The 17,639-nt window shown below is 32.0% G+C and carries 12 protein-coding genes and 2 tRNA genes; 10 read left to right on the forward strand and 4 right to left on the reverse strand.

Features of this window, described 5'->3' with window-relative positions; translation table 11 throughout:
• Positions 1-44: 44 nt before the first annotated feature.
• Positions 45-338, forward strand: a complete 294-nt coding sequence (locus tag Q1A15_RS10765) for a thioredoxin family protein (protein ID WP_299623155.1) — start codon at positions 45-47, stop codon at positions 336-338.
• A gap of 55 nt (positions 339-393) precedes the next feature.
• On the opposite strand, the gene Q1A15_RS10770 is transcribed toward Q1A15_RS10765, so the two are convergent.
• From Q1A15_RS10770 to Q1A15_RS10780, 3 genes are all read right to left on the reverse strand, one after another.
• Positions 394-1,437 carry an FAD-dependent monooxygenase gene (locus tag Q1A15_RS10770; protein WP_299623157.1) on the reverse strand — a complete coding sequence of 348 codons (1,044 nt, stop codon included), beginning with the start codon at positions 1,435-1,437 and terminating at the stop codon, positions 394-396.
• Between the two features lie 9 nt (positions 1,438-1,446).
• On the reverse strand, positions 1,447-3,873 hold the full coding sequence (locus Q1A15_RS10775; RefSeq protein ID WP_299623160.1) for a LodA/GoxA family CTQ-dependent oxidase: 2,427 nt from the start codon (positions 3,871-3,873) through the stop codon (positions 1,447-1,449).
• 185 nt (positions 3,874-4,058) lie between these two features.
• Positions 4,059-7,235 carry a DUF2723 domain-containing protein gene (locus tag Q1A15_RS10780; protein ID WP_299623163.1) on the reverse strand — a complete coding sequence of 1,059 codons (3,177 nt, stop codon included), beginning with the start codon at positions 7,233-7,235 and terminating at the stop codon, positions 4,059-4,061.
• A gap of 187 nt (positions 7,236-7,422) precedes the next feature.
• On the opposite strand from Q1A15_RS10780, the gene Q1A15_RS10785 reads away from it, so the two are divergent.
• The 9 genes from Q1A15_RS10785 to infB all read left to right on the forward strand — a co-directional run bounded on the left by Q1A15_RS10785 (position 7,423) and on the right by infB (position 17,032).
• Positions 7,423-7,493, forward strand: a tRNA-Gln gene (locus tag Q1A15_RS10785).
• Between the two features lie 172 nt (positions 7,494-7,665).
• Positions 7,666-10,110 carry a DUF4114 domain-containing protein gene (locus Q1A15_RS10790; RefSeq protein ID WP_299623165.1) on the forward strand — a complete coding sequence of 815 codons (2,445 nt, stop codon included), beginning with the start codon at positions 7,666-7,668 and terminating at the stop codon, positions 10,108-10,110.
• An 85-nt stretch (positions 10,111-10,195) separates the two neighbouring features.
• Positions 10,196-10,266: transfer RNA gene (locus Q1A15_RS10795), tRNA-Gln, on the forward strand.
• Between the two features lie 204 nt (positions 10,267-10,470).
• Complete coding sequence (locus Q1A15_RS10800) at positions 10,471-11,106, forward strand: response regulator transcription factor (RefSeq protein WP_299623167.1); 636 nt, start codon at positions 10,471-10,473, stop codon at positions 11,104-11,106.
• Positions 11,107-11,175: 69 nt separating this feature from the next.
• Positions 11,176-11,361, forward strand: a complete 186-nt coding sequence (locus tag Q1A15_RS10805) for a hypothetical protein (protein ID WP_299623169.1) — start codon at positions 11,176-11,178, stop codon at positions 11,359-11,361.
• A complete protein-coding gene (locus tag Q1A15_RS10810) occupies positions 11,345-12,022 on the forward strand; it encodes a hypothetical protein (protein WP_299623172.1) in 678 nt (225 codons plus the stop codon). The genes Q1A15_RS10805 and Q1A15_RS10810 overlap by 17 nt, the downstream gene beginning before the upstream one ends.
• Positions 12,023-12,302: 280 nt before the next feature.
• Complete coding sequence (gene rimP / locus Q1A15_RS10815) at positions 12,303-12,764, forward strand: ribosome assembly cofactor RimP (RefSeq protein ID WP_299623175.1); 462 nt, start codon at positions 12,303-12,305, stop codon at positions 12,762-12,764.
• Positions 12,765-12,774: 10 nt separating this feature from the next.
• Positions 12,775-14,031: a transcription termination factor NusA gene (gene nusA, locus Q1A15_RS10820; protein WP_299623178.1), complete on the forward strand. Its 1,257-nt coding sequence runs from the start codon at positions 12,775-12,777 to the stop codon at positions 14,029-14,031.
• Positions 14,032-14,125: 94 nt separating this feature from the next.
• Positions 14,126-17,032: a translation initiation factor IF-2 gene (gene infB / locus Q1A15_RS10825; protein ID WP_299623181.1), complete on the forward strand. Its 2,907-nt coding sequence runs from the start codon at positions 14,126-14,128 to the stop codon at positions 17,030-17,032.
• A gap of 57 nt (positions 17,033-17,089) precedes the next feature.
• On the opposite strand, the gene Q1A15_RS10830 is transcribed toward infB, so the two are convergent.
• A complete protein-coding gene (locus tag Q1A15_RS10830; protein WP_299623184.1) occupies positions 17,090-17,500 on the reverse strand; it encodes a hypothetical protein in 411 nt (136 codons plus the stop codon).
• Positions 17,501-17,639 lie beyond the last annotated feature (139 nt).

Below are 17,639 nucleotides of genomic sequence, written 5' to 3' on the forward strand. Positions count from 1 at the left end.
AAAATAGTAATTTTAGACACTGTATAGTTAAAATTTTTTAACAAATGACAAAGTTTGGAGAAATCATTAATATTAAAAAACCGGTATTGATAGATTTTTATTTCGACTGGGACGATTCTGAAAATAATATCGATACACTTCGAGATGTTGCTGCTGCTTTAGGAGATAAAGCTAAGGTGATAAAAATTGATATTAAAAAGAACGAAATTTTAGCATCTGCATTAAAAGTAAAAGGAAATCCTACATTCATTATCTATAAAAATGGAGAAATGATGTGGAGAAAAACAGGAGAGCAAGATGCAAATACCTTAATTGGTTTAGTACAGAAATACATATAAATTCACTATATAGAATAACAAGAGTTGCCTTATGGTGACTCTTTTGTTTTATGGTCTAGTGTAGCTGAAATAATTTTTCTTTGTGTCTGATATATTCGTTAAATATCGCATACATTTTTTCTTCGTAGTCTTTCAGACTTTTGTCATTACCGTTTAAATGTTTTTCAATAGTTGTAGCTGCTTCTTTCGCGGTGTAAATAGCATTTGAAATTCCGTGAGAAGAAATAGGATTAAAAGCCATGGCAGCATCGCCTATACTTAATACATTTTGAAATACAATTTGTGATGGAATAGAAGAGTTAGCTTGTTTACCAAAAACTTTAAAATTCCCTTTTGTAGGCATACAGTATTTTAAAAAAGATGTTTCGTTAAGTAAAGTATTCCATTTTTTATAATCTTTAAAATCCTTATAAAGTTTATTTTCTTTTGTGGTGTATAAAGAAACAATTCTCGTTGTTTCATTTAAATCCGAAATTGTTCCCCAAGCATTACTGAAAGATTCAGTGAAAAAGCCGTATTTTAATTCTGGTCCTGTTTTAGGTAAATAACATAAATAAGCCAAGTTATTATCATATTCAATATTTTCGATATTGGCTTGTTTTAAGATATACCTTTTTCGTCCAGTTGCATCGATAATTAAATTGCAATTGATAGTTGCAAGTTTATTATTAAGTCCTTTTACAGATAAACTATTATTGCTGTCTTTTATTGATATCTCCGAAATATCTTTGATTTGAATAATGTGTTTGCTTTTTTCTGCTAAAGCAGTACTGATTTTCTGTTTATTGATTTTTAGACCATTGCTAAATTTTCCTTTTAAGAAGAAATTTTCATCGCTAATTTGTGGGCTGTTCCATTTTGATTGATAACCATATGTTTTTGTTGAATAAGCCTCAAAAACTGATAAGAGATCAATTTCATCTAAGATTTCTAAAGTACTAGGAGGAATAGTTTCTGCTAAAGGTAAATTTTGTTTTGAATTAACTTTATCAATAAGAATACTATGGATTCCTTTCTTTTCTAATAGTAATTGTAAAATGAGTCCTGAGACTCCTTTTCCAACAATTAAAACATCGGTGTTTAAAAGTTCAGGACTCATTATGGTGTATTATTTAAAGATTAAAAAGAATTCAGAAGAACCTTCAGATCCACCACATTTATCGATATAATTTATTTCTATCGTAACAAATGAATTGGCAGCTTCTTGTAAGTTAGATGTAATATCAATTGGAGCTTCAGGAGTAATTTTTCCACTACAATTATTGCTGAAATCGTGAGTAAAAACAGTATTACCGTTAATTTTCATTTCAAAAACATCGTCAACATAAACATTACCTGTTCCTTCAAGATTAGACGATAAGAATGCAGATGCGTTTTCTGGAATCCACACCATTTCTCTTGTGTTTGAATAAAATACACTTGGAGGAGCTAATCTCACAGGTTTAGCAGGAATAGCTTTTCCTAAAAATACAGAAGTTATATCTTTTACATTTTTACTTTCAGAAGCTACATAAACAAGTTCTGGAATTCCGTTTACATTAGATTTTCTACCAGCAACAACACCAACATTTTTCCATTTGTATACCATGTTAATTAGGCCGTTCATGTAACCACCTTCTGCATGATAACCAACATAACCAGTGTCAGTAGTCATCAGCCAAGGAAGTCTGTTCGCATAAACATATTGAATAGTTTCAGGTTTTAATTCAGAATTACGCATGGCAACTAAACTTTCTTCAGTAAGCACATCTACAGGTAAATTTGCAGCCCACCAAGCAGGAATTGGATATTGACTATCTAAGAATACTTTTTGGCAACTACCAGCATCCGATTGCCAAGGAATTCCCATCCATTTAGTTAAATCACCTGGCGTACTTTTCCATAACCAACCTTTGTCACTATTTCCGCTGATAGATTCTTTTACATCATCAGAATTCATTTGAAATCCAAAATCATTATAAAATATTTGACTTTGTTCTTCTGGAGTAGCTGCACCAATTCTTACTTCACGTAATCCGAAGAAAGAATTTCCAGGAGTAACGTTTGCATACGCTAAAGAGTTTTCAGCATACATTTGTGCATGTCGCATTGGCCATGTTAATTCTACACCAGGATGGAATCCTCCACCATATAACGTTTCTAAAACGGAGCGAGTCATTAATAAAGCTGTTTTAGCTGGATCTTTAGCTGCTTCTAAATATTGATTTTGATAATGCTTTCCAAGCTCGTCCATGGTAGTATAATCTCCTTCTAGTGAAGTAAAGTTACCATCTCTCCATTTTCTCAATTCATCATATAAAACTGGAGGAATAGCAAACCATTGTGCTGGACTCCCAGGGTAATTAATTCCATCTCCAGGATAAAATGGATATTGTAATTCTTGAGTTCCACTACCAATATTTGTGATGTCTGTTTTACTCTTACTAGGAATTATTGGTTCGTTGTTATAGTTGTATAATGGATCTCTAAATAATTGGAAGATCTTATTACGAACAGGTTGTGCAGCTTCAGAATTACTATATAAAGCTTTAAATTCTTCAGTTGTCAATTCATCTATAGTTTCTCTAAAAGAAGGCGCAAGGAAATCACTTAAGTTAACCCATTGCATTCTATATAATCTGTAAAGAACAGGGAATATTAAACTAAAATCTGTAGTGAAACTTTCGTTAGCTATACCACAAATAAGATCGTACATTGTCGCTAAAGGTTGAATTTGTGGAGCATAATCTGGTGGAGCAGAAGCAACCCAAGCAGCAGAATCAGCATCATTAAGTTCATAAGTTGTTCCATTCATGGTTACTTTAGCAGTTACTTTTCCATCACAAATATCATCGTACCAATTTGAATTATCAGCAAAATCAGTGTTTAAATCAGAAGGATTTAATGCTGCTGAAATTCCATCACCCGGATAAAAAATAAGCGATCCTTCATCGTATTCAATAGCTCCTAAGTTTACGTCTCTAGCATTTAAGTTCATTGCGTTTGCAATAAAACTATTGTTTTGTCCTTCTAAAGGAAAAGGAAATTTACCGCCTAATGCTACTGGTGATGTGTTTTTAGAAGTAATAGTTGTAGGAGCTGGACTGTTGACCAATTCCTTTCTGTAATCATAATCTTTACCGTTAATTAATTGTTCGTTAAGCACATTCGGATTTCTTCTAGAAGTACTTATTCCTGGAGCGATTTTTTCAGTGAAAAAATTAGGGCTTAAATTATGATTATCTGTATTTACAGACAAATCTAAACTATTATTAAAATCGTACCAGAAAGGTTTTTTGTTGGCAACTTCAACAGTCCATTCAATATCACAAGAAGCTGGATCTATTTTTCGAATTGGTTTTCCGTTATCGTCACATTCATAAATATAAAAACGTTGTGCTTGTTTTTTAAGAGCTCCGTCTTTGGTGTGAAATTCTAAGTTTTCTTCATATAAGTTTGCCCATGGAACTTCTGGTGTAAATACTACATCAGCTTTATTGGTTGGACCATTTCCAAGTCTGGCAATTCCTATTGATGGATAAATTCGTAGTTTCATTTTTATCTGATTTAAGGTTCATAATCAAATTTAGTTTTAGAAACGACGGCTTTAGAAATAAATGCAATGAGGCCTCGAAATAGAGGAATAAGAAAGGTGTTTTTTGGGATAAATGTATTTGGTGATTTTTATCAAAAAAATGTAGAATAAAAAAAGAGTGCCTGTTTTAGACACTCTTTGGTAATTTATTTAGCAGGAATTGAATCTGCGAGTTTCTTTTGAAGCATTTCTATGGAATCTAATAATTGAAGCTCTTCTTCGTTTAATTCCGGTAAGTTTGGTGCCTCTTCAGGCATTTGAATCAAATGATTGAGTAATTTGATCTTACTTTCAAACATTTGATCAACTGCATTTTGATAAGCTTCATCTTTATCAAATCGATTGATTTGAGATAAAATATTTTGATACATAAAGATTGTAGTCTCTAAATCATCTGCGATGTAAGCGATATCATCGTAAGTGCTGTAATGCTCTAATTGTTGATTGAAAATATCTAATAATGTTTCTGCAGTTTGCCTTGCTTTATCTTTATCACCAATTCTATAATATAACTCTGGATAACCTAAAGAAATGCTATAGTGACCGAAATCTTTAATCGGCATTTTGTGAACAGATAAATCTAGAACTTCTTTAGCTGTAGCTGTATCTCCTTTGATTAAGAATTCTTCTGATAAACGCATTAAGTTATTTCGTAAAGAAATTACATTACGTTTTGCTTGTTCGTCTAAATATATTTCTCCGTTATTAATAGTTTTCCAATCCCATTTTTTAACGTTGTTATACATTTTTTCAGGATCTATTCTACCCATGTCAAACATAGATCGACCAGCAATTGGAGTTCTAATAGGAACCAATTTATAAGCCATTCCGTCTAATTGTAAATAATCTTTTAACCAAATGTATTCTTCATCTGCACCAGCTCCACCTGTAAAATAAATAGGTCTTTTCCAGTCAAAATTATTTAAGATATCAAGCATCAAAATTCTATTCTTAGTGATAACATCATCAATTTCAATATCAATGTAATCCACAATTTTATCAGCATCTTTTGGAGATACAATTCCAGATTTTAAAGCATTCTCTTTGTTTACTGGAATCCTTATTCCTTTTGTTGGGAATAATTTCTCTTTTAATCCGTTTTGAGTTTCAAAATATGTAGCTTCATGATCTGTAGCAATCCAATCCATAAAAGATTTCAAAGGAATTACTGAATCTTTTAATTTAGGATGCTCAAAATAATAAGCAACATCTAATGTTCCATATTTATACTGATGATGTTGTAGTTTTGAAGGTATTGGATCTGCATCATATGTTTTCTTCTTCATTTGATCGATATACCAATCCGTAGCGAATAAACTAGTGTTGATTATTTTAATATCTCTACGTACTCCTTCAATTTGTTGCATGTACCAAAGCGGGAACGTATCGTTATCACCAATAGTAAATATAATAGCGTTTGGATCACAACTTTCTAAATACGTTTGAGCGTTTAATTGTGCTATATAACGATCTGCTCTATCATGATCATCCCAGTTTTGGAATCCCATTAAAGCAGGTACACTCAATAAAGAAACTATAGATATGGCTAAAGCGATAATAGGTTTTTTGCCATACATTTTTAAAGCTTCGTAAATTGCTAAAACTCCAAAACCAATCCAAATAGCAAATACATAGAAAGAACCAACTACAGCATAATCACGTTCTCTTGGTTCAAAAGGTTTAGGATTGGTATAGAAAATAATGGCAAAACCAGTGAAAACGAAGAATAAACCTAGTGTATACCATCTTTTCTTGTCTTCTTTTACATGATATAATAAACCAATAATACCTAATAGTAGAGGTAGGAAGAAATACGTGTTTCTACCTTTATTGTTTTTTACATCGTCAGGTAGTTTTTCTTGAGGAATTCCAAAGAATTCATCTATAGGTTTAATACCACTTAACCAATTTCCGTTATTGTCTAAATGTCCTTGAATATCGTTTTGTCTACCTACAAAGTTCCACATAAAGTAACGACCGTACATATAACCAAACTGATAATTAAACATAAACTTTAAGTTCTCGGTAAAAGTTGGTCGTCTTCTACTACGTGCAGGAATACCGGCAATTTGCTTATAGTATTGCTCTGCGTTTGGATCAACCATTCTAGGGATGAAACCTTTATGTTTACCAGACCATTTTGGAACAGCATTTTTGTATTGGTTTACAATTTCATACTTTCCTTTAATCTTTTCGTATTTAGGTTTATCATCTACATAAATTTCATCTCCAGAAGCATCTCTTTCTTGTTCTTTTTTATAAGCAAAAGAATAGTACTTGTCGTAAAATACATTTGCATCACCATATTGTTCACGGTTATAGTACGCTAATAGTTCTCTTGCACTAGAAGGATTGTTTTCATTAATAATAGTATCAGCATTAGCTCTAATTGGTAACATTAACCAAGAAGAGAATCCGATCATGATAAATAAGATCGATAAAATTGCAGTGTTAGCTAATACTAGTTGTTTTTTTCTTGTGTAATGTAATCCGTAAACAAATAATCCGATTAAAACTAATCCTGCGATTATTGTTCCAGAATTATAAGGAAGTCCTACAGAATTAATAAAGAATAACTCTGAAGCACTAAAGAATTTTAATGTAAAAGGAAATAAAAACTTAAATACAAAAGCTAAAACTAAAATTGAAACAACAGTTGCAATTGAAGTAGTTTTGATATTGATTTCTTTGTAATTCTTAAAGAAATAAAGCATTACAATCGATGGTATCACTAATAAAGATAAAATGTGAACTCCAAAAGATAAACCAACCACATAACTAATAAGAATTAACCATTTGTTACCTCGAGGTAAATTCATTTCGCTTTCCCACTTTAAACCTAGCCAAAATAAAACAGCCATTAAGAAAGAAGACATAGCATATACTTCACCTTCTACAGCACTAAACCAAAAACTATCCGAGAACGTATAAGCTAAAGACCCTACTAATCCACTACCCAAAACAGCAATTTTTTCACCAGTAGTAAATTGTCCATTTTTATCTACTAATCTTTTTGCAAGATTAGTGATTGTCCAGAACATAAAAAGAATAGTGAATGCACTGGCTAATCCAGACATGAAGTTTACCATAAATGCCCAGTTACTAGGATCGCTACTAAACATTGCAAAAAATGCACCTAACATTTGAAATAACGGAGCACCAGGTGGGTGACCTACTTCTAAGTTAACTGCGGTGGAAATATACTCTCCACAATCCCAGAAGCTAACAGTAGGTTCTAAAGTTAAGGTGTACGTTATAAGTGCAATACCAAATGAAACCCATCCTAAGATTATGTTCCATTTTTTGAAACTAAAGTCTTTCATAATTTGAATAAAAAATCAATGCGAATGTACTAAATATTTTATGTTAAAAAATATAGTAGTTGCCTCTTGTAATCAATAGGTAGCAAAAATAACAGAAAGGTAGTGTTTGGGTGGTAAAGTTCTGTTAAAAGAAAAAAAAGTTTGCAGAATAAATAAATAGTTTTAAATTTGCAGCCGCATTAGTAATTGGCCTATGGTGTAATGGCAACACACCGGTTTTTGGTACCGATATTCTAGGTTCGAGTCCTAGTAGGCCAACTTTTAAAAAAGCTTCTACAGTTCGTAGAAGCTTTTTTGCATTTCATATTTTTCGAAAAACGGGTTAAGCTTTCAGTGTTTCTTTTTATCTATAGTTAAAAACGGTTAAACGAATCTTTAAAGAATAAGGCTTTGTATGGTGGTAATTTAGCAAGTGTAAAACCCCGTTATCATGAAAAAATTATTACTATTATTCGTCTTTTTAACGCAATTAACGATTGCTCAAAATTATAACTATTTAGGAACGTATACATCTAATGGAACGCCAAATTATCTTGTGAATCCTGGTGATGAAGTTTCAGTAGAAACTTTAGAGAAAATAAGTAACGCTCTTCCAGAGTCTTATCCAGTTCCAGATTATAACCCACAATACATCACAGCTGGTTACGACACAAATGTAGAATTAGTGCAGGCAGCTGATGTTTTTATCACTTTTGTTGCTGAAGGAGCAGGATATAGAAATGTATTAGGTTTTTATACTTATGATTTAGACAATCCGCCAACATCAGCACCTTCAGAAGAAGATATCACAATTATATTCCCAAATGCATCAGCTTTAGGTAGTGGTGGTGGACTACAGGTTGGAGATAAAGTGAAGATTGGAAGCTTTCCAGCAAATACAGGTATTGGTTGGGTATTAATAGCAAATGCGTGGAGTTCATCTCAGCAAAAAGTTGGTTATGGTCACTGGACTTTATTTTCAGATCCAGATTTTAATCCAGAAGCAAATGAAGAGTTAAGACATCATAATGTATTATTATCTGATGCAGAAAATGAAAGAATTATTTTAGGTTTTGAAGATATAAGAAGAGATTATAGAAGTTGTGACAATGACTTTAATGATGCAATCTTTTACATAACAGCTACGCCTTTTTCGGCTATGAGAATAAATAATGTAGCAGATGTTGATTCAGCAAGTAATGTTACATCTTCTTACGATGGAGGTTTAGAGAGTAACGGAAAATTAGCTCAATTAATAGCAAAAAGAAATTTAAATAGAAGTAAGAATAAAACTTTTAAAGGGTTAAAAGAATTTCAAGCAAGATTTGATAAGCAATTATTAAGAAGTAGAGGAGGAAGTGGTGTAATGAATTATTTACCAGAGACAGGTATGTATGGTGTAGAAACAGCTTCGGTATCTAGTCCAAATGATTTATTAGGCATTACTAATGCTTCTGAAGTATTTGCAGCAGATTATTACAATGGAAACGATAGGGTTTCAGCAATTTTAGCAACAAAAACAGAAGGTTCTGTATATGATCATTCAAAAGCAATTTGCGATCGTTTAAATAATTCTTCTATTGAAGATGTAAGAACAGTGATTTCTAGAGGTCATAAAATGGTAAGTTCAAAAATTAGAAGAGCAAACGGATTAGTTGAGTATACAGTTGGTTTCTCTGTGAAGATTGGAAGTGCTCAAAACGAACTACACAGTTACTGGAATATTGAACAATATCCAGAAGGAGATTATTACAACTTCCAGGTTTGGGGAACTACATATTCACAAGTGTTTTCTAATGTGAATTTCATCTTAGATACTTTCTCAAATGAAAAAGACTTAGTGAGTGACGGAACAAATACTGAAATTCCATCTGTGTTTGTAAGTTCAGGGAAATATGCTAACGGAAAATTATACTTAAACATTATTAATAAAAATCAATCTACAGAGGTAATGTTTAACGGAAATATTCAAGAAACTGAGGTTTCAGATTCTTCAAATCACTCAGAAATGTTGAGCTTATCAGGAGCTTGGAACGAGTCTATCGTAGTTGATACAGGAGTTTTGTTTGATATAGGTTTCTCTTTAACAACTTCAACTTCTAGTGCTACAGATGGGTTATATTTAGCAGATGGTCCATGGGGAACTGATTATTTAGAAGATTATGCTTCAGTGACTAGACTAAATATTTCTAATGAAGATATTAATGATGAAGAAGGAGCTCATGAGATTAATAGAAATATCGAAGTACAAGGTGAAGTAAAAGGTAATATGAATGTGTTCAGACATGTTTTACCAGGAGATCAAACATTAAATGTAACAGATTACAATTTCATCACATTTAAAATGCAGACAACTAATCCAATTGAATTAGTATTAATGACAGAAGGTTTAGAAAACTGGGATAATAGATTAAGGTATTCAATTCCTGCAAACAGTGAAGAAACGTATTATGAAATCTCTTTCGAAGATTTTAAAGACGGTGAAGGTAATAGTGTAGATATTGAAGATGTAAAAACAATTGTGTTCTCTGTGTTAGGAGATTATACGAACAGTGTTGCATACGATTTAAGTATAAGTAATGTTGCATTTAGAGCAGATAATTCAACGCTTTCAACAGACGATGTTTTTGTGAGTAACGATAACAAAAAGATAATGAACTATCCTAATCCATTCCAAGGTTCTACTACAATAAGATTACCTAGAGAAACAAATGAAGTAAGTATAAAAGTATTTGATTTATTAGGTAGACAAGTATACACAGCAACATTAGAAACAAAAGGTTTAGACAGAAGAGAAGTAATTTGTAATCCTAGAATAAATAATAGAGGAATATATAAGTATATCGCAACAGACGGGGAAGGAAATATGTATAAAGGTAGTTTTATGCATAGGTAAGAAACAAATAGTAATATTTTTTCAAAAAAAACAAAGTTTGTATTTGGTGATACAAACTTTGTTTGTATATTTGCACCCACAAAATTGGCCTATGGTGTAATGGCAACACACCGGTTTTTGGTACCGATATTCTAGGTTCGAGTCCTAGTAGGCCAACTTAAAGTCTTTAAGAGTAATCTTAAAGACTTTTTTGTTTGTTGTAATTTTAAGTAGCGAGCTTGGTTTTTAGTTTTTTTAAGAAAAATTTATCAATCTAAGGGTTTTGTCTACAAATAAATTAATCTTACCTTTCTATATTTGTAAATGATTTAAATTAATTAACCTCCGACTGCAAATATTGCAGTAATAAATTTAAAGAAAATGAAAATATTTATAACTGATGATCACGGATTGATCATTGATGGTATTGAAGCCATTCTGAAAACATCCGTTCATCAAGTAGTAGGTTCGGCTAAAACTGGAGCTGAACTAATTCAATGGTTAGATTTTAACGAATGTGATGTTGTAATTCTCGATTTAAAACTTCCCGACATGAGTGGTGTTGAAGTTTTAAAACAAGTCTTCGGAAAAGAAAATGCGCCTAAATTTTTAATAGTATCCGGTTCCTATGATATAAAACAGATTCAAGAAACGATTTTGTTAGGAGCTTCAGGTTATATTTCAAAAGTAAGTCTTAGTAAAGAGTTAGATGAAGCTTTGCTGAAGTTAAGTCAAGGTAGAAGATTTTATTCAGATTGTGTTATTGATGCTATTATATCAAGGCAGTTAGAAGAAGATTCTATGGTTACTTTAAAAAGCATGTTGTCACCAAGAGAAGCACAAGCACTTCAAATGTTAACAGATAATATGGAAACTTGTGATATCTGTGATGAAATGAGAATCACAAAAAGTTCTTTTAATACATTAATATCTAGAATGACCAAGAAACTTCGGGTGAAGAAGAAAATAGGATTAGTTGTATTAGCAATAAAACACAAATTCAATAATTCAATGTAGAATTAACAAAGCGACTAGGGTTTTAAAATTTTTAATTTTAGTGGTTTATTAAAATTAAATCACAATATCATGAAAAATTTATTTAAAATCTTAGTAGTAGTTTTAGTAGTAAGCTTTGTTTCTTGTACAGAAAACCAAGAAATAGTTACAAACAATGGGAACATCATTGACGCAGAACAATTCGGTGTCGAAAAAGAAGAAACCGGAACTAATGACGGAGGAACCTCTAATTCAGATGATGAAGAAGAAGAGTAGTTCTATAATTGCCTATTTATTTTTAGGGGTGTTAACCGCATCTTTTCTTTTTGCTTTTGAGTTTTTAGAAAAAGAAAGTAATAGAACTGTAGTGTCTAAAAAAGAGACTGCAGAAGCAAGAAAAGTTAATTCAAAAGAATTGAGTGAGTTAAAAGAATATGTGAAGAAAAATAATCCTAAGCTTTATGCTGAATATGCCGAGGCTAATGATAAATTGAATAAGTCTAAAAAAGAGTATAAAGCAGCGTTAGAAGATGATAAGTTTTTAGGTTTTCCTAATTTTAGGATATTCGCATATAATTTTTTTCCTACTTTATTGTTGTTTTTCTATGTCGTTTATCATTTGTATTTAACAACAAAGAGTCAAAAGAAGAATATAGGGATAAAGTTGATTCATCTTGTGTTTTTACTGTATTTAACTACTCGAATATATTGGGTTTTTCAACCTTCAGCAGATTTAAGTAAAGGTGAGTATTATATTTTAGCAATAATTACCACCGTTTTAGTTTCGCTTTCAGTTTGGTTATTTCATAAGAAAGAACTTACCTGGAATCGAAAAGTAAAAAAGAAATTAATGAAAGTCTCTTATTATGCAATGGTTAATTGCGAAGAAGACAAGGTTGAAGATATGGCAAAAATTATAGAGCAGCCTTTGAAATAAAATTATGAACCGATCTTTAAAAGGTCGGTTTTTCGTTTTATTTAGTTCTCGTAAAAGATGTAATTTGTCTCGTTTTTTTCTGGCGAAAGCGTTTGATTTGATTGTTTTATTGAAAAAATAATGAAATCTAAAACGTTTTTTTAGCAAATTCCTAGAAAATTCAACTTGAACAGTAAAGTTTTCTTTATTTGTTTGGTATGTTATAAGTTATTATATTTGCACAGAAATTCTCGATAAGATAATTGCAGGGGACCAAAAGTCCCCTCTTTTTATACCTAAAATGAATCAAGATAAAGTAAAAGAATTATTACAAGAAGCCTTAGATGAGAACCCAACATTGTTTCTTATCGATTTACAGTTTCTTGCTAATAATAAGATAAAAGTGATTGTAGATGGAGATTCTGGTGTTCCTTTAAGCGAATGTGTAAGAATTAGCAGGAATATTGAACATAACTTAGATAGAGAAGAAGAAGATTTTTCTTTAGAAGTTACGACTCCAGATATATCACACCCTTTAAAAGTTAAAAGACAATACAATAAAAATATAAATAGAACTTTAAAGGTTAAAACAGAAGATAAAGAAATAGAAGGAGTATTATCTGAAGTTACTGAAGATAAAATCGTTCTAAAATGGAAAACGAGAGAACCTAAGCCAGTAGGTAAAGGAAAACATACAGTAGAGAAGGAAGCTGAAATATTGTATGGAGATATTAAAGAAGCAAAAGTGAAGATTATATTTTAACAGCAAGAAAATGGAGAACATTGCATTAATTGAGTCATTTTCAGATTTTAAAGACAACAAAAGTATAGACAGGGTAACCTTAATGTCTATCTTAGAAGAAGTATTTCGTTCGGCTTTAAAACGTAAGTACGGTTCAGACGATAATTTTGATATTATTATCAATCCAGATAAAGGAGATTTAGAAATCTGGAGAAACAGAATCGTTGTTGCCGATGGTATGTCTGAAGATGATAATGAAGAGATTGAACTTTCAGAAGCAAGGAAAATTGAGCCTGATTTTGAAATTGGAGAAGATGTTTCTGAAGAAGTTAAGTTAATAGACTTAGGTAGAAGAGCAATTCTTGCGTTACGTCAAAATTTAATTTCAAAAATACACGAACACGATAGTACAAACGTGTTCAAGCAGTTTAAAGATCTTGAAGGAGAGATTTATAGTGCAGAAGTTCACCACATTCGTCACAATGCAGTGATTTTATTAGACGACGAAGGAAACGAAATAGTTCTACCAAAAACAGAACAAATCAGATCAGATTTCTTTAGAAAAGGAGATGCTGTAAGAGGTGTAATCAAAAAAGTAGAATTAAAAGGAAATAAACCATCAATAGTATTATCAAGAACATCACCAAATTTCTTAGTGAAGTTATTTGAACAAGAAATTCCTGAGGTTTTTGATGGATTAATTACTATTGAAGGAGTAGCAAGAATTCCTGGAGATAAAGCAAAGATTGCTGTAGATTCTTATGATGATAGAATCGACCCAGTTGGAGCTTGTGTCGGAGTTAAAGGTTCTCGTATTCATGGAATCGTTCGTGAGTTAGGTAACGAAAATATCGACGTTATTAACTATACTAAAAACGAACAATTATTCATTTCAAGAGCTTTAAGTCCTGCTAAAGTTACTTCAGTAGAGATTCTTAAGTTTGATGAAGAGAAAAATGGTAAAAAAGGACGTGTAAATGTACTTTTAAAACCAGAAGAAGTATCGAAAGCAATTGGTAGATCAGGAGTTAATATCCGTTTAGCAAGCCAATTAACAGGGTACGAGATAGACGTTCAAAGAGAAGGTATCGAAGAGGAAGATGTAGAGTTAACAGAATTCTCTGACGAAATAGAAGCTTGGGTAATTGAAGAATTCAAAAAGATAGGTTTAGATACAGCGAAAAGCGTGTTAGAGAAAGACGTTGTAGAGCTTGTTAAAAGAACAGATCTTGAAGAAGAAACTATTATTGAAGTTCAAAGAATTCTAAGAGAAGAATTCGAAGAGTAATAATAAAACAAAAGGTTAATCGATTCCTTAAAAATCGAAAACATATTGCACTAATTGAATAGCAATATGTTCATTTAAAGTATAATAATAATTTATGGCTGAAGCTAAAACATTAAGACTAAACAGAGTTTTAAGAGAATTAAATATCTCTTTAGATAGAGCGGTGGAGCACTTGTCTAAAAACGGACATGATATCGAAGCACGCCCTACTACTAAGATTTCTGATGCTGAATACCGAATTCTTTTGGACGGTTTTCAGACAGATAAATCTAAAAGAGTAGCTTCTCAAGAGGTAAGCGAAGAAAAGCGAAAAGAGAAGGAAGAAATTCGTAAAAGACTTGAGGCAGAACAAGAAGCTAAGCGTTTACAAGAAGAAGCAAAAAAACAAGAAGTTTTAAAAGCTAAAGCCGAAAAGCCTCAACTTAAAACTGTTGGTAAAATTGATATCAATAAACCAAAGCAAGAAGTTAAAAAAGAAGAGGTGAAAAAAGAAGAGGTAGTTGAAAAACCAAAAGCGGTGGAACCAGCTAAACCTGAAGTAAAGAAAACCCAAGAGGTAAAAAAGGAAGTTGAAAAGCAGGTAGAGAAACCAAAACCAGCACCAAAAAAATCAATTCCTCAAAAGCCAATCGATAAAGCTTCTGAAATCTCTAGAAGGCCAGAGAAAAAGGATTTTGCTAAAAAGCAAGAGCCTAAGAAAGAAGCTGCAAAAGAGGTTACACCAGAAAACGCTGAGAAAATTAAAACAAAGTATCAGAAGTTAGATGGTCCTAAAATGACAGGTCAAAAAATTGATTTAAAACAATTTGAAAGACCTAAGAAGAAAAAACCAGAAAACAAGGATAATAATTCTAATAATGATAAGAGAAAGCGTAGAAGAATTACGAAACCTGGTGCAGGAAATAATAACCAACAAGGGAACAACAATAACCGAGGAGGTCAAGGTAATAACAACCGTGGCGGACAAGGAAATAATAATAACCGAGGTGGACAAGGAAATAACCGAGGAGGTCAAGGAAATAACAACCGTGGCGGACAAGGAAATAGAAGAGGTGGAAACCAACGTAGAGGGAGAAGACCTGAGGTTAAAAAAGAAGAATTAACAGAAGCTCAAATCCAAAAACAAGTTAGAGAAACTCTTGAAAAGCTTCAAGGTAAATCTAACAAAGGAAAAGGAGCTAAGTATCGTAGAGAGAAAAGAGATCAACACCGTCAGCAAGCTGAGGCAGAAATGCAAGCAGCACAAGAAAACATCCTTAAAGTTACAGAGTTTGTAACTGTAAGTGAAGTTGCTACGATGATGGATAAACCAGTTACAGATATCATTTCAGCATGTATGATGTTAGGAATGATGGTAACAATGAATCAACGTTTAGATGCTGAGACTCTTCAAATAGTTGCAGAAGAATTTAATTATAAAGTAGAATTCGTTGGAGCAGAAGTAGAAGAATCTATTGAAGAGGTTGAAGATAAACCAGAAGATTTAGAATCTAGAGCGCCAATTATTACGGTAATGGGTCACGTAGATCACGGTAAAACTTCGTTATTAGATTACGTACGTAAAGCAAATGTAATTGCAGGTGAGAGTGGAGGAATTACACAGCACATTGGAGCTTACAGTGTAACTTTAGATGGCGGGCAAAAAATCGCTTTCTTAGATACACCAGGTCACGAGGCCTTTACAGCGATGCGTGCACGTGGTGCTCAAGTAACAGATTTAGTAATTATTGTTATTGCAGCGGATGATGATGTAATGCCACAAACAAAAGAAGCAATCTCTCACGCACAAGCAGCAGATGTGCCAATTGTTTTCGCAATTAACAAAGTAGATAAGCCAAACGCTAATCCAGATAATATTAAGACTCAACTTTCATCTATGAATTTATTAGTAGAGGATTGGGGAGGAAATATTCAGTCTCAAGAAATCTCTGCTAAAACTGGTCAAGGTATTGATGAGCTTTTAGAAAAAGTATTATTAGAAGCAGAAGTATTAGAATTAAAAGCTAATCCTAATAAGAATGCTTTAGGTACTGTAGTAGAAGCACAATTAGATAAAGGTAGAGGATATGTTTCTACAATTTTAGTTCAAGCAGGAACATTAAAGATTGGAGATTACTTATTAGCTGGTAAGCACAGTGGTAAGGTTAGAGCAATGTTTGATGAGCGTGGAAACAAAGTTAAAGTTGCAGGTCCATCAACTCCAGTATCTATTTTAGGTTTAGATGGAGCTCCACAGGCAGGTGATAAGTTCAATGTATTTGAAGACGAAAGAGAAGCTAAGCAAATCGCTGCTAAACGTTCTCAATTACAACGTGAGCAATCTGTAAGAACTCAGAAAACTTTAACATTAGACGAGATTGGTCGTCGTATTGCTTTAGGAGACTTCAAAGAGTTAAACATTATCTTAAAAGGAGATGTGGATGGTTCAGTAGAAGCATTAACAGATTCTTTCCAGAAGTTATCTACTGAAGAAATTCAAGTAAATATCTTACACAAAGGAGTTGGAGCAATTACTGAATCAGATGTATTATTAGCATCGGCTTCTGATGCAATTATTATTGGATTTAATGTACGTCCTCAATCTAATGCACGTGTAGTAGCGGATAGAGAAGAAGTAGATATTAGAACATACTCGATTATCTATGACGCTATCAATGATCTTAAAGATGCCATGGAAGGAATGTTATCTCCTGAAATGAAAGAAGAGGTTATTGGTAATGTAGAAATCAGAGAAGTTTATAAAATTTCTAAGGTTGGAAATATTGCTGGATGTATGGTAATGAACGGTAAGATTACAAGAGATGCTAAGGTTCGTATTATACGTGAAGGTATTGTGGTGCACGATGGTGAATTAACTTCATTAAAACGTTTCAAAGACGATGTTAAAGAAGTAACTAAAGGATACGATTGTGGATTACAAATTAAGAACTATAATGATATTAAAGAGAATGACGTTATTGAAGCTTATATTGAAGTAGCAGTTAAGAAAAAGCTGAAATAATTAATTCCTTATAAATAATAAAAAAGCCTGTTAAGTTAATTAACAGGTTTTTTTATTTTATGACTTCGGGTTTAAATTAAAATCTTTTTCAATATCTCTAAGATGTAATATTTTTAATATGATTAAACTTGAAAGTAAAGCAACAGCATAATAACATTTTGGTGTGCCTTTAATTAAAGTCTTTGGGCATACAAAATCTCCTTTTATATGCATTATAGTAGCAGTTGTGGCTACTAGTAAAGCAAATCCAATACTAATAAAATAGAGATAGTTTCTCTTTTTAGTTACATGTGAAATTAAGGCTATTATAAAACAAGCAAAAACCACATAACATACAGGTATTTCTTGAACTTTCGGACAAGTAGTTCCTGTTTTTATTTGCAGAATAACAGCTCTAAGAATACCTAAAAACCCAACAGTAAAAAATAGATAAATAGTTATGGAGATTATACTTTTAAACCCTTTCATGAATTAAAAAAGCTTTATTGTTGTGCATAATACTTTTAAGATTTTGTCTTTTTGAAATTGTTATTTTTCTAAAGTATTAAAGCTATGAATTTATTTTAAAAATTAAAATTTCTAACTGTACTTCTTGATGCTGTATGTA

The organism is uncultured Tenacibaculum sp. (assembly GCF_947495995.1).
Lineage (GTDB): Bacteria > Bacteroidota > Bacteroidia > Flavobacteriales > Flavobacteriaceae > Polaribacter.